Raw genomic sequence first — 17,763 nt, 5'->3', positions numbered from 1 at the left:
ACTGCCGGCCAGCCGCAGCCTGCTGGGTCGGTCGTTCCGGGACCGGCATTCGATTTCGCGAGGTGGTCGCGTCTCGGCGTGGTCAGCGAGGTAGCGGGGGCAGCGTCGGGCTGTCGAGCCAGGCGGCGAACAGATCGCCCAGCGGCTCGCGGGCGAAGCGCTGGGCGTGCAGCCGGAACTGCGCTGTCGTCACCGTCGCGTGCTGGTGCTCGGCGACCCAGGCTCGCAGGAGCGCGAAGAACGAGTCGTCACCGACCCTCTTCCGCAGGGCGTGCACCGCGAGCGCGCCACGCTTGTAGACCAGCGGGTCGAACATCCGGTCGACACCGGGATCCGCGACGACGACCTCCCGCGGACGATCCGCGACCCACGCGTACCACTGTGCGGCCAGGGCGTCCGTGGGCAGGTCGCCGCAGACGCCGGACCACAACCACTCGGCGTACGTGGCGAAGCCCTCGTTGAGCCAGATGTGCCGCCAGTCCGCTACCGTCAGGCTGTTGCCGAACCACTGGTGGGCCAGTTCATGCACCACAAGCCGCTCGTGTGTGCGCCGCCCGTCGACGTGGTTGCGTCCAAAGACGGCCATGCCCTGCGCCTCGACGGGATCGTCGAGGTCGTCGTCGGCGACCACGACGACGTACTCGCGGAACGGGTACGGCCCGAAGAGCCGCTGCAGCGCCGACATGATCTCGCCGTGCCGGCCGAAGTCGTGGGCGGTGTTCCTGCGCAGCACCGGCGGGATCGCTAAGCGCTGCACCACCGCACCGACAGCCAGGTCCACGATCTCGTAGCGTCCGATCTGCACGCTCATCAGGTACGGCGAGGTGGGCTCGCGTCGCTCGTACACCCAGGTCGTGCTGCCCGCGCCCCGGCGTTGGAGCACCGGATCGCCGGTCACCAACACGGTGTACGCAGCGGAGGTCGTGACCGCCACCCGGAAGGTGGCCTTGGCGCCCGGCTGGTCGTCACACGGAAACCAGGACGGCGATCCGTTCGGCTGGCTGGCCACGAGCGCCCCGTCGGTGAGCTCCTCCCATCCGAGCTCGCCCCAGCGGCCGGAGATGGGCACCGGCTTCCCCGCGTACCGGACCTCCACCCGGAAAGTGTCCCCGGCGCCGATCGGCCGCTCGGGTTTGATCTGCAGCTTGTCCGGCCGGTGCAGGTACTTCGCCGGGCGCCCGTCCACCCGGACGTCCTGAACGCGGAGACGCCCGAGGTCGAGAGTGAACCGCGACAACGACTGCACGGCCACCGCGGTGATGTCCGCCCGGCCGCCGAGGCGGTTCGACGAGACCCGGTAGTCGAGGTCGAGGTCGTAGTGCAGCACCCGGTAGCCGCCGTTGCCGTGCTCGGGCAGGTAGGAGTCGCCGGAGCGGCCGGCGCCGGGCGTTGCGCCGCTCGACGGCGACGCCTTCGGGCTCACGCCGACCGTGCCGCTGGGGCCGGCCAGGTGGTGATCGGGTTGCCCAACCACCGGCTGTCGGACGGCACGGCGTCGCCGCGGGTCACCAGCGAACCGGGCCCCACGGTGGTCCGCGCGCCGATGCTCGCGCCCGGCAGGACGATGCCGTGTGGGCCCAGCGCGGCTCCCGCACCCAGTGTCACCTCGTCCATGCTCATCACACGATCATGGAACAGGTGGGTCTGCACCACACAACCGCGGTTCACCGTCGCGCCGTCGCCCAGCCGCACCAGGTCGTACTCGGGCAGCCAGTAGGTCTCCAGCCAGACACCCCGGCCGATCTTCGCACCGAGCGTGCGCAGCCACGCCGCGAGCAGTGGCGTGCCGGTCGCGAAGCGGACCAACCATGGCGCGGCGAGGACCTCGACGAACGTGTCGGCGAGCTCGTTGCGCCACACGAAGGAGGTCCACAGCGCGCGCTCGGCGACCCGGAAACGCCCGACCAGCAGCCACTTCGCGGCCGTCGCGATGGCGGCGGCGACGATCGCCGCACCCAGCAGCACCGGCCCGGCAGCGAGCGCGGCCGCCCACCACCCGGCAGCGCGCCACACGAGCGCGAGTACGGCCAGGACGCCGATCGCCAGGGCGCCGGCGCACATCACCGGAACGATCCGGCACAGCTCGATAGCAGCCCGGGCCAGCTTCAACCGGACCGGCGGATCGAAGGTGCGGCTGGTGTCGGCCGCTTCCACGGTCCGCCGCAGCGGCATCGGCGGTGCGCCGAGCCACGACGAGCCCTTCTTCGCCTTGAACGGCGCCGACGACAACACGCCGACAAGCCCACGCTTGGGCACCGAACGCCCAGGCGCCGCCATTCCTGAATTGCCGAGGAACGCCTGCTTACCGATGCGGGCCGGGGCCACCCGCAGCCACCCGTGGCTCAGCTCGTAGGTAGCGACCATTGTGTCGTCGGCCAGGAAGGCCCCGTCGGCCACCGTGGTCATCGCCGGCAGCGCGAGCACAGTGGATGCCTCCACCCCGCGCCCCACCTTCGCGCCCAGCAGCCGCAACCACACCGGTGTGAAAAGGCTGGCGTAGAGCGGAAACAGCCCGACCCGGGCCATCCCCATCAGCCGCTCGGTCGTCCAGACCTGCCACGCCACCCGCCCCTGCACCCTGTGATACCCGGCGCGCAGGCCGATGCTGAGCATCCGGACGGCCCCGAGCACCAGCAGTGCGTAGCCCACCATGTAGGCGACGGTCGCCGCCGCGACGGCGCCCAGCACGGCGCCGACCGCCGGTCGGACGGCGAGCGTCCAGCCGAGCAGGGCGAGCGCCGGGAGGGCGGCCACGACCGGAACCAGCCCCAACACCTGGGCGGTCATCCCGTACGCGAGCGGCCAGAGGCGCGCCCCCGTTCGCGATCGAGGGGGACGCCGCCCGGGCCACCCGTTCGAATCCTTGCCAGCTGCCGCGGCCGGTGAGCCGGCCCAATGGTGGTTCGCCGGGACGGCGCCGGCCACCGTCGAGCCCGCGGCGACCCGGGCACCCTTGCCGACCCGCGCGCCCGGCATCAGGGTGCTGCGGGATCCGACCCGTGCGTCGGCACCGACGCGAACCCTGCCGATGCGGACGACATCGCCGTCGACCCAGTGGCCGGACAGGTCGACCTCCGGCTCGATCGCCGCGCCCCGGCCGAGCTTCAGCAGGCCGGTCACCGGCGGCGCGGAGTGCAGGTCGACGTCGGCCCCGATCTGCGCGCCGAGAGCCCTGGCGTAAGTGATCATCCAGGATGCTCCGGCGACGCTGGTGGCGCCGCTCAGCTCGGCGAGCCGTTCGGCGGCCCACAGCCGCAGGTGCACACCGCCGCCGCGTGGATAGCTGCCGGGGCGTACCCCACGAAGCAGCAGTCGCGCTCCCGCGGCGGCCAGGGCTATCCGACCCGGCGGACTGAACAGCACAAGCCAGCCCAGCGCCACCCACCACCAGGAAACGGCCGGCGCCCACGGTGCGGGAGCGAACAGGGCGAGGACGTTGCCGAGGGCGGCCAGAACGGTCAGCCAGCGAAGCCCGACCAGCGCGAGCATCGGCACCATCATCGCTGCCTGGATCAGCCCGGCGCGCCTCGGCACCGGCCGGACCTCCCGGCGCGTCACCGCCGTGGTGTCGAGCGCGACGAGCCCGGCCGCGAGCCGCGACAGTTTCGGGTGGCGGTCGATGTCGGCCACCGAGACGCGCGGATGCCGGTGCCGGATCCACGCCACCAGTTGCGCCGCGTTCAGGCTGCCGCCGCCGTAGGTGAAGAAGTCCGCGTCCGCCTCGGTGGGGCGTACGCCCAGGATCTCCGCCCAACCGCCAGCGAGCCATTCCTCCGTCGCGGTCAGCTCAGCCACCGTGTCGGCGGGGGTGGCCAGCGGCCAGGGCAGCGCGGCCCGGTCCACCTTGCCGGATGTCCGGGTCGGCAGCGCATCCACCACCGCCAGCAGCGGCACGAGCGCGGCCGGCAGCTGCTCACGGATCCGCAGCGCAGCCGCCGCGGCATCGAAGGTGACGCCGTCGTGCGGAACCACGTACCCCACCAGCAGTTGATTGCCCGCTGCGGTGCGCTGCACCGCCGCGGCCGCACCGGCGACGGTGGGCAGCGCCTGCAGTGCGGCGTCGATCTCACCCAGCTCGATCCGACGTCCGCCGAGCTTCACCTGCTCGTCACCGCGACCGATGAACAGGAGCCCTTCGGGCTCCGCCCGGACGATGTCCCCGCTGCGGTACGCCCGCTGCCAGCCGAGCGCGGGCAGCGTCGCGAACTTCTCGGCGTCCTTGCCCACGTCCAGGTAGCGGGCGAGTCCCACCCCCCCGATCACCAGCTCACCGGTCTCACCCATCTCGACCGGAACACCGAAGCCGTCGACCACGGCGAGCTCCCAGCCGGCCAGCGGCAGCCCGATGCGTACCGGGCCCTCGCCGGTCATCCGCGCGGCGCAGGCAACCACAGTCGCCTCGGTCGGTCCGTAGGTGTTCCAGACCTCGCGACCCTCGACGGCCAGGCGCTGCGCCAGCTCCGGTGGGCAGGCCTCCCCACCGAAGATCAGCAGCCGGACCTCCTCCAGCGCCTCGACCGGCCACAGGGCAGCGAGCGTCGGCACCGTCGACACCACCGAGATGCGCTGCTCGGCCAACCACTGACCAAGGTCGACGCCACTGCGGACGAGTGACCGCGCGGCCGGCACCAGACACGCGCCGTACCGCCACGCCAGCCACATCTCCTCGCAGGACGCGTCGAACGCGACCGACAGCCCGGCCAGGACCCGATCCTGCGGGCCGATCGGCTCACTGGCCTCGTCGGCGAGGAACAACTGCGCCTCGGCGTCCACGAAAGCCGCCGCCGCGCCGTGGCTGACCGCCACACCCTTCGGGGTGCCCGTCGAACCGGAGGTGAAGATGATCCAGGCGTCGTGGTCCGGGCCGGGCCGGCCGGTCCGACCCGCGGGGGTACGGCGCAGCGACACCGCCAGCCCGTCACCGAGGACCGCCACGACTCCCGCCTCGGCGAAGACGAGCTCGGCGCGTTCCTCGGGATCGTCCGCGTCGACCGGCACGTAGGCCGCGCCCGCCGCGAGAACGCCGAGGATCGCCAGGTACAGCTCTGCCGTACCGGAGGAGACCCGGACGCCGACCCGATCGCCGACACCGATTCCGTGCCCGGAGAGCGACCTCCGTACGGCCTCGACCTCATCGGCCAGGTCGCGGTACGTCAGCGCCGTAGCACCGTCGTCGAGCGCAAGGGCCTCGGGATGCGCGCGAACGGAGTCGTCGAGAATGTCGACCAGCGTCCGGCGGGCCGGGGCCGTGGAGGATCGGAACACCGCCGGGGTCACCGGTGCGGCAGCTATCGGCGGTAGCGCGACCACCTGGGGATCACTTGTTACGGGCACCGGGCGTTCACCATCTTCAGCTCGCGGATCAGCGTCAACCAGGCGTGCGGCAACGGACCCGCCCCGGGCAGCCCTCAACGCTACGTCGCTCCGGTCGATGATGACGGCGGAGCATCGGCTTCGTGTCCACCACCACACAGTTCATTCCGGGAACGCCGAACGACTGCGCCACGCGGCCCACACTCCTGACACCGGCGGCCGGAGACAGCCGACAGGGGTAACACCGACGCCTTGGAACCGGCAGGGGTGATGGTCGGACAGCGGCGACGAATTCAGGGATGTCTCAGTCCGCCGGGGAAGGCTTCTCGGGCGGCTGGTGGGCCGCGCGGTGGGCGTCGGCGACAGCGACACCGAGCAGCACGAACGCGGCCACGATGGAGGCGGTCAGCGGCGGGGCGTGATGCAGCGGTACGGCAGCCGTCGCCAGTGCGGCAATGGCGACGACCCGGCGGATCGACAGCCGGTTGAACACGATCCGTTCCAGGCGGATGCGGCCGTAGAGGAACAGGGCCGGACCGCCGAGGATCATCGCGAGCCAGACTGGTTCCGGACGGCCCGCGGGGTGTTCGAGGACAATCTCGTAGCCCACGGCGGTGGTGACGATGCCAACGACCATGACGACATGGGCGATGCCGGTGGCGCGGCCGGCAGCCAGCCGGTCCCGGGCGGCGGCGACCGCTTCGGCGAGGACCTGCCCGGAACGGTAGAAGTAGATCCTCCACAGCAACACTGTCGACAGGTACGCCACCACCAGCGTCGCCCAGGTGGACGTGGTGGCAGGTAGGTCGGTGAAGGTGATACCCACGGCCAGGACGGTCTCCCCGAGGGCGATCATCAGCAGTTGCTGGTAGCGCTCGGGCAGGTGGTGACCGCTGTCCATGGCCCAGGCGCTGACCGGTGGTCGGGCCCGGCCGTAGACCGGCCACCGCAGTTGAGCGGCCACGATGTCCACGGTGACGGCGATTGCCCAGAGGGCGGCTCTGGCGTTGCCACTGACCAGCGCGCCGGCCACCCAGATGCCCGCGCCGGCCGCGCACCACGGCACCGATCTCGCGTAGAGATCGCGGAGGGCGTGCCCGTGCAGGCTGGGCAGCAGGATCAGCGGGCGTACGCAGTGCAGGACCACGTACGGGAGGACGAACGACCAGCCCTTGCCGGTGAACGCGTAGGGCAGGGACGAGGCCATGACCAGTAGGCCAAAGGCGCTGGCCAGCACCACCCATTGGATTTTGCGTCGGCGGGGGTCGAACCAGCTGGTGATGTGCGCAGTGGTGATCCACAACCAGATCAACGGCAGGGCGAGCACCAGCAGGTACGCCAGCGACCGCCACTGCACGACGCGGTCGACTGCCGTGGCGTCCCTTGCCACCCGGGTCACCACTCCGGAGAGGGCGAAGACCAGCACCAGGTCGACGAAGAGCTCCAGGAAGTTCGCCTGCCGCACGTCCTCGCGGCGTTCCAGCAGATCCCGTCCGCCACTTCCCGGAAACCCCATGCCGCCCATGCTGGCTCCCGCGACACCGCCTCGACGTCAGGTCGGCCGTCCATCACACGGTCGAAGCTTCCCCCTACCGCCTCGGAAGTCGGTGCGAGTCGGGCTCGCACGGTTTCGTCGGTCGGAGCCCGCCGAGCGGGCGCTGATGGCGACGACAGCGCCCAGAAGCGCGCCTCCCGGTCGAAGCTGGTTGAGAGCGCACACCCCAGGACAGGGTGACGCTGCTCGACGACGCGTTCCCGGACAGCACCCCGCTCCCCGGCGCGGTGGACCGGGGCACCGGACGGTAGCCCACTGCTCGACCTGTCCGCGTCCGTAACGCCCGACAAACCGCCTGGCAAGTGCCGGCTGAGGCCGTTTGCGACCCCAACCGATGGGAAGGCGATGGTCACCCTTCCGAGGAGGCCGCCTGTTCCGCGTGACGTGCTGTCTGTCGAACCTGCCGGTTCGCCTCGTCCGCCGAGCAGCCGGTTGCCCTGAGCAGGTCGCTGGCGGTCACCCGGATCTGCGTGGCGGTGGTGACACCGAAGTTCTGCAAACCGGTGGCCATGGCCCGGCCGGCTTCGTCCGCGGCCCGCAGGGCATGGCGTCGAGTCCGGTCGTGGGGTTTGTCGGCCCGCGTCTCCCGGTCCAACTGGCGAATGGCCTCGGCCAGGGCAGCGACAGCGTCGGGAAGGTGCCCGGCAGCTTTTCCTGATACTGGATCATCGTGGCTGACCGTCGGGCCAGGGCTCTGCTGTCGTCGATGACCCGAACCAGGTAGTTGACACCTCGGTCGTAGTGTTCGACGTGGCGCCGCCAGTGCCAGCGGGCCGGTGCGACAGTCACCACCTCGTCGGCGCCGCTGAGGGCTTCGCGGAGTCGTTCCACGTCCGGTCCCATGGCGCGGAGTCCGTTCAGTGCGTGTCTCGCCCGGTTCCGGTCGTTGGTCCGCATCGCCGTCTCGATGTCGCGCAGGTACGCGGCGAGCGCGTCGAAGACCGGCGCGGCTGCGCGGTGCAGGACGCGCATGGGGTTCAGGGGCAGCAGCAACGCCACCACGACCAGGCCCACCACGCTGCCGGTGACCGCGTCGACGACCCGGGGTAGTTCCAGATTCCGTTGGCTGGAGGAGAGCGTGGCGATCAGCACCGCCGTACCACCCACCTGACTGACCACGGTGCCGCCTCGGCCCACGAGGCCGAGGGCGATGGCGATGGCGAGGGTGACGATGATGCCCGTCTGCCATGCCCCGGTGCCGATGAGCAGGACCAGTCCGTCGCCGATGGCGATGCCGAGCCCCACTCCGACCAGCAGTTCGACGGTGCGCCTTGTCCGCTGGCCGATCGCCGCCGCGATGGTGCCCACCGCCGCTGTCGGTGCGAAGACGGGGTTCGGGTTTCCCAACAGGTCGTGCGCCAGCCACCAGGCGAGCGCCGCCGCGAGCCCGGCCTGCACCGCGATCAGCCCGATGATCTCCATTTGACGCCGCCGCAGCCGGCCCGCTCGACTTCCCCGACGTCGGGTGCCGGCGGCCAGGCTCCGGATGCGGCTACCCACCGCGACGAGCGGTGCCTGATCACCGGGTTCGGATCGGGAAGCGGCCACGTGGCGGACTACCCGTCACGTCGTCTCCCGAACCAGGCCAGAGGCCGTCGGCAGAACCGTCGGCGATCAGGGGGTGGGCATCCCACCGGTGGCGCCGAGCGTCTCCCCGATGACGTAAATGGCCCTCTGGCTGTCGGCTCACGGCCGCACAGTCCCTCCGAGTCGCTGCAGTCTGTCTACGGTCGGCGACAATACGGTCGGTATTCTGCACCCGTCATCCGACAATCGTCCCCTGCGTGTTCGTTCTCGGTGACCGGAGCGCCCAGGGATGCGGCCATTGAGAGGACCCGGCGATGAGCCTGTCGTTCCCGTTGCACCAGAATCCGAGCCCGGCGAGCGCGCAGCGGCGAGCCGAGATCATGGCGAATCCGGGGTTCGGCACGTACTTCACCGACCACATGGCACGGGCGGTGTGGAGGCCGGACGGCGGCTGGCAGGACTCCGAGATCATCCCCTTCGGTCCGATCCTCATGCACCCGGCGGCAGCCGTACTGCACTACGCCCAAGAGATCTTTGAGGGGATGAAGGCGTACCGGCACCGTGACGGCTCGATCTGGTCGTTCCGGCCGCAGGCAAACGGCGAGCGCTTCGCCCGATCAGCCCGGCGGCTGGCACTGCCCGAACTGCCGGTGCCGGATTTCATGGCCTCGGTCGAGGGACTGGTCCGCGCCGATCAGGTGTGGGTGCCGGACGAGGACGAATACAGCGTCTATCTGCGGCCGTTCATGTTCGCCTCCGAGCCGTTCCTGGGGGTTCGCCCGGCGAAGGAGATCACCTACATGGTGATCGCCTGCCCAGTCGGCGCGTACTTCTCCGGCGGCGTCAAGCCGGTCTCCATCTGGCTCTCCACCGAATACACCCGGGCGGCGCGCGGCGGCACGGGCGAGGCGAAGTGCGGCGGCAACTACGCCTCCAGCCTGGCGCCGATGGTCGAGGCCGCTGAGCACGGCTGTGAGCAGGTCTGTTTCCTGGACGCCGCCGAGGGCCGCTACGTGGAGGAGCTCGGCGGCATGAACCTCTACTTCATCACGGCCGACGGCCGGATCATCACCCCGGAACTCGGCACGATCCTCGAGGGCGTCACCCGGGGGTCGATCCTCATCCTTGCCAAGGATCTGGGCCTGGAGGTCGAGGAGCGCCCGGTGGAGATCCGGGAATGGCAGGAGGGCGTGGCCTCCGGCGCGATCACCGAGGTCTTCGCGTGTGGCACCGGCGCGGTGGTCACGCCCGTCGGACGCCTGGTCTGGGAAGGCGGCGAGGTGACGGCCCCGAAGGCTGGCGCCGAGGACTCGGTGACCATGCGGCTGCGCCGCCACCTGCTCGACATCCAGTACGGCCGGGCCGCCGACCCGTACGGCTGGATGGCCCGCCTCGTCTGACGAGGAACACCCGGGACCGTCCCCACTGCCCGCTCAGGCCAGCCGCTGCCGTCCGCGGTGGCACCACTGGCGGGCGGCAGCGTCACGGTGTGCGGTAATGGCCGGTGAGCCGACCGAGCTTCATGGCCAGGTGCAGGCACAACCGTTCGTTGCCGTCCTTGAGGTCGGTCCCGGCGAGCTGTTCCACCCGTTGCAGCCGGTAGTAGAGCGTCGTCCGGTGCAGGCGGAGCTTCTCGGCGGTCGCGTGCGCGTTGCCCGCCAGGTCAAGGTAGGCCTCCAGGGTCTCCAGCAGCACCTGGTGGGCATCGTCGCGGAGCAGCCGCTCCAGCCCGGGATGGACACCCGCGACGTCGAGCTGCTGGCTGTCCAGTTGAGACAGCACCCGGTAGATGCCCAGGCCGGCCCACGAGACCACCCCGCCGAGCGCGGGCAGTTGCATGCCGACCCGGGCTGCCTGCGCGGCCTCCTGGTAGGACTCCACGGCGCTGGACAGCCCGCCGCGAGGCTGGCCGATCCCGGTCACCGTCCGGCCCACCGAGGCCAGGCCCCGGGTCGCGGTGCCCAGCGCCTCGTTGAGGTGCCCGGCGGAGGCTTCCGGCGAGGGGCGGCCGGCGACCCGGTCGCCGCAGACCAGCAGCACGCCGTGGTCGTGCCAGACCAGGTGCAGCGTCTCCCGCACCCCGATCCACCGGCGGGTGGTGACCAGGGCCTGTTCCAGAGCGATCCGGGCCACCTCGTCGGGCTGTCGCCCGGCGGCCGGCACGAGTTGGGCGACGAGCGCGATCGTCGACCCGTCGGCGACCACCACGCCCTCCTCCAGCAGCGCCCGCGCCGCGTGCTCGCGCGCCTGTCGGCCCTCCACCAGCAGGGTGCGGGTGGCCTCTGTCTCCCGCTGTGAGGCGAGCTCACCGAGCAGGTTCGCCCGGTAGAGGGCCAGTGACAGGTCGGTGAAGGGGCCGGTCGCGGTGGCGATGTCGGCGTCGGTCATCGAACCGTCCGCGTCGATGAACCAGACGAACCCGAGCAGCAGGTCGTCGTGCCGGATCGGCACGCAGACCCTGGCCAGCAGGTCCAGCTCGGCGCACGCTGGGGTGCGGACCGGCGCGTGCGCCGTGAGCACGCCCTTGTCCCGGAACCAGGCGATCACCTCCGGCGTCGTCTGCCGGCGCAGGATCGACGTCCGGCGGACGTCGTCCATCGGGCCGTCGTGCTCGCTGTAGGCGACCACCCGCTGTCGGCGGTCCTCGATGAGGGCGGGTCGCCCCACCCGGGCGGCGACGGCGTCGACGATTCGCTGGAGCTCACCGTGCATATGACTCCCATGGTTGCGCTGCGTGACAGGGATCGCGCGACCGCCAGTCTTTACCCTCCGGTGCCGGTGGGTCATCGCGCAAGGTCCACTGTCGAAGTCACGACAAAAAGACGGGCGGCGTCGCGACGGTTCCGGCATCTGTCCGAAGACCGGGGGCGACAGGCGTTCCTAGGGTTCCGGTACGGACCGCACCAGCACCGGCGTGCACGGTGCGGGTGGGATGACGAGCGGGGGATTGCCGAGTGGGAGCTGGTAGGCCCTGGCGGGGCGTGCTGGTCGCCATCACCACGCCGTTTCGCGCCGACCTGTCGGTCGACTTCGACAAACTCCAGGACCATGTCCGTTGGCTCGCCGCCGAGGGGTGCGACGGGGTCGTGCCGTGCGTGTCGATGGGGGAGAACCGAGCCCTCTCCGACGACGAGCGGGCCGCCGTGGTGAGGGCGACGGTGCAGGCCGCGCCGTCCGGCTGCGCGGTGGTGCCGGGCGTCGGTGGCTACGGCAGCAGGCAGGCCCGCCGTTGGGCCGAGCAGGCCGCCGGGGCCGGCGCCCACGGCGTGCTCGCGCTGCCACCCGACGGACCCGCCGCCCGCACCGCCGACGTGGTCGCCCACTACCGGGAGGTGGCGGCGGTCGGCCTGCCGGTGGTCGCCCACAACGACCCGTACGACACCCGGCTGGACCTCACCCCGGACCTGTTGGCGACCGTCGCCGAGATCGACGGGATCGTCGCGGTCAAGGAGGTCACCGGCGACGTACGCAGATTGCACCGCCTGCGGGACCTCTGCCCGCACGTCGACGTGCTGGTCGGCGCCGACGACGTGGTGCTCGAACTGGTGCTGTGTGGCGCCACCGGATGGGTCGCCACCCTGCCCAACGCGCTGCCCCGCCAGGCCGTGCGCCTGTACGAGCTGTGCGTCGCCCGCGACCTGGGCCGGGCGCTGCCGCTCTACGCCGAGCTGCATCCGCTCCTCGGCTGGGCCTCCCGGCCGGAAGCCGTGCAGGCCGTCAAGCTCGCCATGGAGTGCGCCGGACGGTTCGGGGGGCGGTGCCGTCCACCTCGCGGACCGCTGTCCGGGACTGCCGCCGACCGGGTGCGCCGCGACGTCCTGCGGGCCCTCGCGGCAACGGCCGATCCGGCTTCCGGGGTTGGTCCTGGCTGATCCGCGGGTGGGCCCCGGTCATTCAGGTGTCGGAAGTCGCCGGCCCACCTGCCGACATCTGCACAGTGACCGGCACCGGCCCGTACTCCTAGATTCGCTGCGCGGCCTGCTGACAGGTGTTCCGCCACACCCCCATTGGGACGCCGGCGCCGCGTTCCCTCCGACGAGAGGTGGTTCCGTGCACCGTGCTACCCCCCATCGCACCCGGCTGAGGCGGGCCGTGTTGGCCGCGGCCGTGGTGACCACGCTCGTGGCGACCGGCGCGGCGCAGGCCGCCGCGGCCCCGGCCAACCCGGCCGGCGGCACCGCGCCGTTCCAGGTCCTCGATCCGCAGGCCTGGCAGAACCCGGACACGATGACCTGGAACGACTACAAGGCCGTGCCCGGCAAGAACTGGGCCGACCCGAGCGTGTCCGGCTCGGTCCGCAACTTCAAGATCGCCCTGGTGGCGCTCGACTATCCCGACGAGACGTTCGCGGTCTCCCAGCGGGCCCGCTCGACGGTCTTCGGCAACCCCCAGTCCGTCGCGACAAACATTCCCCGGGCGGACGTGCCGAAGTTCTACCAGGACTTCCTGAACACCCCGAACACGCTCAACAAGGGCCACACCCTGCACGAGTACTGGATGCAGGACTCCAACGGCCGCTACGGCGTCGACCTCACCGGGTTCGGGCCGTACCAGATGCCAGCCAAGTCCTACCAGTACGGGCTGGACAACGGCTTCAACCCGGGCGCCTGCCCGAGCGGGGACGTGTGCGGCAAGAACATCCGTACCGACGGCCTGGGTGCCTGGCGGGCGGCCGTCGGCGAGGAGGTCGCCAACCAGTACGAGTTGGTGTTCATCCTCAGCGCCGGTCAGGACGAGTCGTCGACCTGGCAGGAGTTCGGGCAGATGATCTTCCAGAACAAGGAGGACGTGCCGGACGCCTGGGGCCCGCCGGACCCCAACCTGCCGAACTGGGCGAAGACCCGCTACGTGGACTGGACCTCGTGGAAGGCGGCGGCGACACTGTGGCCGAACGCCGGCGGCGGTTCCTCGACGCAGGGTGAGAGTTCCGGCATGGGCGTCTACGCCCACGAGCTGACCCATCTGCTGGGCATCGGCGACAACTACAACAACCCGTACGGCGAGCCGCTGCGCAGGGCGTACACCGGGATCTGGAGCATGATGTCGCGCGGGTCGTTCAACGGCCCGGGCGGTCCGCACACCCGCTGGCAGATCCCGCCGACCAACGGCGGCTCGATGGGCTCGCTGCACACGGTGCGGGACAAGCTCAAGATCGGCCTGCTCGGTGAGGAGCACGTGCTGCGGCTGTCGCGGGAGTCGCTGGCCTCCTCGGGCCTGGTGGTCGCGCAGGTCACGGCCCGGGCGGTCGACGCCGGCCCGAAGGGTCTGAGCGGCGTGAACATCGCGCTGAACAAGGACCTGTCGCCGGCGTGCGGCGTCACCACCGACCCGTTGTGCGACGGTGGCAACTTCAACAACTACACAGTCGAGGTCGTCGACCGGATGGGCGCGGACTCCTTCACGCCGGACAGTGGCGTGCTGGTCAGCAAGACGAAGAACGCCGACAGCGCGCCGTTTCAGTGGGTGGTGGACGCCAACCCGCAGGACATCGACATGATCGACTTCTACCGGCCCGACGGCACCCCGCAGAAGATCACCATGGGTGACTACCGGCAGCTCTCCGACGCGCTGTTCCACGCCGGCGCGGACACCGGCAGCCAGTACGAGTACGTCGACGAGGCCAACCGGCTGCACTTCTACATCATCGACCTCAAGCGGGACTCGGCCGGCTCGCTCTCCTACACGGTGGCGGTGCGTTCGCTCGACGGCACCGGCGGGCCGAGCAGCCACGACGTGCTGCTGGGCAAGGGCGAGGTGAGCGGCGGCGGCAAGCCGACCAACCGCGGGGTGACCTGCTCGTTCGAGCTGACCAACACCGGTTCCTACTCGGCCGGCGGGCAGCAGCACCCGGAGGACGTCAGCGCGTACCTGAAGTCGGACGTCTACCGCCTGTCGGCGGAGGTGGCCGGCAAGGGCTGGCGGACCTGGCTGCCCAACCAGCTCGCCACCGCGCAGTTCGGCAAGGCCACCACGGTCAAGGTGTCGGTGGGTGCCACCGCCGCCGCAGCGAACACCGGTTTCGTGAAGCTCACCGCGACCTCGGAGAGCGACCCGACGAAGACGGTGACCAAGCAGTGCCGGGTCGAGAAGTCCTGACCGGCGTCCGAGGTTGACCCCGTTCCTGCCGGGTCCGCGGCGGTAGGCCGCCACGGACCCGGCAGGCGGACGGAAGGAGGATGACGTGCGGCGAAGCATCGTGCCCCTGCTGCCCCTGCTGCTGGCCGGCGCCACCGGCTGCGGCACCGTCGGCGCCGCCCAGGAGGCGGTCGATCCGACGACCGTCCGGGTCCTGGTTCGCGACATCAACATCCGGGCCGCGGGAGTGGACTGCGCCGGCACCGGTCCGTACCAGCACTTCCACAACCGGGCGCCGTTCCGCGTGCTCGACCCGGACGGAGCGGCGCTGGCCAGCGGGCAGCTGCCGGCGGGAACCGCGGTGGCCGCCTTCGCCGAGGATCTGGGGGTCGAGCGCCTGCCCACCTACTGCGAGTTCGCCGTTGGAGTGCGCGTGCCGCAGCGGACCTCCTATCGGCTGGAGGTGGACGGCCGCCCTGCCCTCGACCTGACGCCGGACAGCAGCGAGGGCCCGGCGCTGGTGGCGGTGGTCCCGTCATGAGGCGGGCACTCCTGCCGCTGGTGCTGGCGGCGGCGCTGCTGGGCGGATGCAGCACGCCCGAGCCCGCGCCCGCGCCGGCGCCCGCCGGAGGGGCGGCGGCGCTGCCCGGGCCGGTCCCCGCCGACCTGGCGTTGCGCCCGGCGCCCGGCACCGCGCCGGCCGCCCCGGCGTTCACCGGCACGCTGACCGACGGCACACCGTTCGTCGCCGCCGAACTGTGGGCGCAGCGTCCCGTGGTGCTCACCTTCTTCAGCTCCTGGTGCACCACCTGCGCCAGCAGCCAGGCCGCCCTCAGCGAGCTGGCCCGCAGCTATCGGGACCGGGTGGTCTTCGTCGGCGTGGCCGGCGCGGACCAGGCCGACGAGGTCCAGGACTACCTCCGCGCCCACCGGGTGGAGTACCCGGTCGTCCTGGACGACCAGCAGACGATCTGGCGTTCGTACGCGGTGCGGGAGCCGCCGACCGTCGTGCTGGTGGCCAAGGGTGGCGCCCTGCTCCGCGGCTGGCCGGGTGGGCTGGACGCCCCGACACTCGACCGGCGGCTGCGGGAGCTGGTGCTGGCCGACCAGCCGTAGTCCCGTCGCGCGGGCACCTCGGGTGCGGCCCACGTCGAAGCACACCCGGCGAAGTTCCTACACGTGCAGGTGGTGGCACCGGCCACCGGCTCGTAGCGTACGCAGCCTCGGACACATCAAGGAGACTGCATGCCTACAGTGGGAACGCGCTGGCGCACAGGAGTGGCCGTACTGTCCGCGACTGTGCTCGCCGCCCTCGGCGCGGCGCCGCAGGCGCAGGCGGCGGACGGCCCGCCGTCGATCGTCGTCCAGGACGGCGTCACCCAGCCGGTGTTCGGCTACGCCGACGCCATCCGGGAACGCCTGTTCATCGACTCCACCTTCGACAGCGACAACGACGGTCTGCGCGACATCATCGCGTTCGACCTGATGCGGCCGGCGGCCACCGCGCAGGGGCTCAAGGCCCCCGTGGTGATGGACGCCAGCCCCTACTACTCGACGGTCTGCCGGGGCAACGAGTCCGAGTGCAAGGCGGACCTCGACGGCGACGGGCTGCTCGACAAGTGGCCGCTGTTCTACGACAACTACTTCGTGCCGCGAGGCTACGCGGTCATCCTGCTGGACATGGTCGGCACCAACAACTCCACCGGCTGCCCGACCACAAACGCCAACCAGGACAACCTGAGCGCCAAGCAGGCCATCAACTGGCTCAACGGCCGGGCCACCGCCCGCAACGCCGCCGGTGAGGTCGTCAAGGCGGACTGGCACAACGGCAGGACGGGGATGATCGGCAAGTCGTACGACGGCTCGCTGGCCATGGCCACGGCGGTGACCGGCGTGAAGGGCCTGACCACTGTCGTGCCCATCAGCGGACCGACCGAGTACTACGACTACGTGCGGAGCAACGGCGTGGTCACCCGGGGCAACAGCTACGTGTCCTCGCTGGCCAACACCGTCACCAACCCGGAGCGCCGGGAGTACTGCAAGCCGGTGCGCGACGCGATAGGCGCCGCCGACGGCGACGAGCACGGCGACTACACGTCCTTCTGGAACGAGCGCAGCTACGTCAAGAAGGTCCCCAACGTCACCGCCAGCGTCCTGCTCTACCACGGGCTCAACGACGACAACGTGCGACCGGACCACTTCAGCAAGTTCTGGTACGCCCTGGCGGAGAACAACGTGCCGCGCAAGCTGTGGCTGTCGCAGGAGGGCCACGTCGACCCGTTCGACTCGCGCCGCGCGGTGTGGGTGTCGACGCTGCACCGGTGGTTCGACTTCTGGCTGCAGAACGTCGCCAACGGCATCATGGACGAGCCGCGGGTGGACCTGGAGCGTTCTGCCGACGCGTGGGAGACCCACGCCGACTGGCCGATTCCCGGCAAGGCAGACACGGAGGTGTTCCTGCAGCCCGGCACCACGGGCGCGGGCGGTCTCGGGCTGGTGCCCACCGCGAAACCGGTGACCGGGGCGTTCCAGGACAGCCGCACGCAGAGCCAGAACACGATGATCCTCAACCCGGACGCGGTGCAGCCCAACCGGCTGGCCTTCCTCTCCGCGCCACTGTCCGCGCCGCTGCACATCTCCGGCACACCCACAGTGCAACTGCGGGCCTCCGCCGACCAGCCCGACACCAACCTCGGGGCGATCCTGGTCGACTACGGCACCGACGAGCGGGTCGCGCACCGGGCCTCCGGCGAGGGAATCATCACCCTGACCACCGAGGACTGCTGGGGCCAGAGCAGCCCCACCGACGACGGCTGCTACAAGCAGACCACGAAGCGGGTGGCCACCGCCGACTACGAGCTGGTCACCAAGGGCATCATGGACGCTCAGAACCGGCAGTCGATCCGCGTCGCCGTGCCGCTCGTGCAGGGGGAGTCGTACAACTTCAGCTTCCCGCTGCTGCCGGAGGACTACGTCTTCAAGCCCGGCCACCGGATCGGCGTCATCATCGTGGCCAGCTACCCGCAGTACTCCAGCCAGGCCGACACCACCGCCGCGAACCTGCAGGTCGCGCTGAAGAGCAGCAACATCGTCCTACCTGTGGTCGGCGGCACCGCCGCCGCGCACGCCGCCGGCCTCTGACCGGCTGACCGGCGGGCCGCCGCGCACGGCTCGCCACCGGGACGGCCCGGCGATCAACCCTCCGCGGAGGGCCGACGATCGCCGGGCCGTCTCGCTGTCGACACCCGACGAACTTCGCCGGGATGCTGCTCGGGTCTGGCGGCGCTGGTCAG

The 17,763-nt window shown here is 71.1% G+C and carries 11 protein-coding genes; 6 read left to right on the top strand and 5 right to left on the bottom strand.

Features of this window, described 5'->3' with window-relative positions:
• Window positions 1-82: 82 nt before the first annotated feature.
• The 4 genes from KBX08_RS00360 to KBX08_RS00345 all read right to left on the bottom strand — a co-directional run bounded on the left by KBX08_RS00360 (window position 83) and on the right by KBX08_RS00345 (window position 8,290).
• A complete protein-coding gene (locus tag KBX08_RS00360) occupies window positions 83-1,423 on the bottom strand; it encodes a M1 family metallopeptidase (protein ID WP_210780489.1) in 1,341 nt (446 codons plus the stop codon).
• Complete coding sequence (locus tag KBX08_RS00355; protein WP_210780488.1) at window positions 1,420-5,334, bottom strand: Pls/PosA family non-ribosomal peptide synthetase; 3,915 nt, start codon at window positions 5,332-5,334, stop codon at window positions 1,420-1,422. Before KBX08_RS00355 ends, KBX08_RS00360 begins: the two co-directional genes overlap by 4 nt.
• A gap of 283 nt (window positions 5,335-5,617) precedes the next feature.
• Window positions 5,618-6,829 carry a low temperature requirement protein A gene (locus tag KBX08_RS00350; RefSeq protein ID WP_210780487.1) on the bottom strand — a complete coding sequence of 404 codons (1,212 nt, stop codon included), beginning with the start codon at window positions 6,827-6,829 and terminating at the stop codon, window positions 5,618-5,620.
• 495 nt (window positions 6,830-7,324) lie between these two features.
• Window positions 7,325-8,290 (bottom strand): aromatic acid exporter family protein, encoded by a 966-nt coding sequence (locus KBX08_RS00345; protein ID WP_210780486.1) that lies wholly within the window; start codon window positions 8,288-8,290, stop codon window positions 7,325-7,327.
• A gap of 419 nt (window positions 8,291-8,709) precedes the next feature.
• Between KBX08_RS00345 and KBX08_RS00340 the strand changes: the two genes are divergently transcribed.
• Window positions 8,710-9,795 (top strand): branched-chain amino acid aminotransferase, encoded by a 1,086-nt coding sequence (locus tag KBX08_RS00340; RefSeq protein ID WP_210780485.1) that lies wholly within the window; start codon window positions 8,710-8,712, stop codon window positions 9,793-9,795.
• An 82-nt stretch (window positions 9,796-9,877) separates the two neighbouring features.
• Here KBX08_RS00340 and KBX08_RS00335 read toward each other — a convergent pair whose 3' ends face one another.
• The gene (locus KBX08_RS00335; RefSeq protein ID WP_210780484.1) at window positions 9,878-11,107 is read right to left on the bottom strand and encodes a CdaR family transcriptional regulator; all 1,230 of its coding nucleotides are present in this window, start codon (window positions 11,105-11,107) and stop codon (window positions 9,878-9,880) included.
• 242 nt (window positions 11,108-11,349) lie between these two features.
• On the opposite strand from KBX08_RS00335, the gene KBX08_RS00330 reads away from it, so the two are divergent.
• The 5 genes from KBX08_RS00330 (at window position 11,350) to KBX08_RS00310 (ending at window position 17,611) form a co-directional block, all read left to right on the top strand.
• Window positions 11,350-12,267: a dihydrodipicolinate synthase family protein gene (locus tag KBX08_RS00330; RefSeq protein WP_210780483.1), complete on the top strand. Its 918-nt coding sequence runs from the start codon at window positions 11,350-11,352 to the stop codon at window positions 12,265-12,267.
• Between the two features lie 178 nt (window positions 12,268-12,445).
• Window positions 12,446-14,491: a M6 family metalloprotease domain-containing protein gene (locus tag KBX08_RS00325; RefSeq protein WP_238689788.1), complete on the top strand. Its 2,046-nt coding sequence runs from the start codon at window positions 12,446-12,448 to the stop codon at window positions 14,489-14,491.
• An 85-nt stretch (window positions 14,492-14,576) separates the two neighbouring features.
• Window positions 14,577-15,011, top strand: coding sequence for a hypothetical protein (locus KBX08_RS00320; protein WP_210780482.1), 435 nt, complete (start codon window positions 14,577-14,579; stop codon window positions 15,009-15,011).
• The gene (locus tag KBX08_RS00315; protein ID WP_210780481.1) at window positions 15,008-15,586 is read left to right on the top strand and encodes a TlpA disulfide reductase family protein; all 579 of its coding nucleotides are present in this window, start codon (window positions 15,008-15,010) and stop codon (window positions 15,584-15,586) included. The genes KBX08_RS00320 and KBX08_RS00315 overlap by 4 nt, the downstream gene beginning before the upstream one ends.
• 129 nt (window positions 15,587-15,715) lie before the next feature.
• On the top strand, window positions 15,716-17,611 hold the full coding sequence (locus KBX08_RS00310; protein ID WP_210780480.1) for a CocE/NonD family hydrolase: 1,896 nt from the start codon (window positions 15,716-15,718) through the stop codon (window positions 17,609-17,611).
• The last annotated feature ends 152 nt before the right edge of the window (window positions 17,612-17,763 follow it).

The organism is Micromonospora sp. H61 (assembly GCF_018070325.1).
GTDB classification, from domain to species: Bacteria; Actinomycetota; Actinomycetes; order Mycobacteriales; family Micromonosporaceae; genus Micromonospora; species Micromonospora salmantinae.
Note: the sequence above shows the minus strand (reverse complement) of the source record. Positions and strands in the feature narration are given on the sequence as shown.

Bases quoted from the DNA above. Each gene is read 5' to 3' on its own strand.
- KBX08_RS00350 (WP_210780487.1), bottom strand. From the start codon at position 6,829: ATGGGGTTTCCGGGAAGTGGCGGACGGGATCTGCTGGAACGCCGCGAG.
- KBX08_RS00335 (WP_210780484.1), bottom strand. From the start codon at position 11,107: ATGCACGGTGAGCTCCAGCGAATCGTCGACGCCGTCGCCGCCCGGGTG.
- KBX08_RS00315 (WP_210780481.1), top strand. From the start codon at position 15,008: ATGAGGCGGGCACTCCTGCCGCTGGTGCTGGCGGCGGCGCTGCTGGGC.
- KBX08_RS00310 (WP_210780480.1), top strand. From the start codon at position 15,716: ATGCCTACAGTGGGAACGCGCTGGCGCACAGGAGTGGCCGTACTGTCC.
- KBX08_RS00345 (WP_210780486.1), bottom strand. From the start codon at position 8,290: ATGGAGATCATCGGGCTGATCGCGGTGCAGGCCGGGCTCGCGGCGGCG.
- KBX08_RS00340 (WP_210780485.1), top strand. From the start codon at position 8,710: ATGAGCCTGTCGTTCCCGTTGCACCAGAATCCGAGCCCGGCGAGCGCG.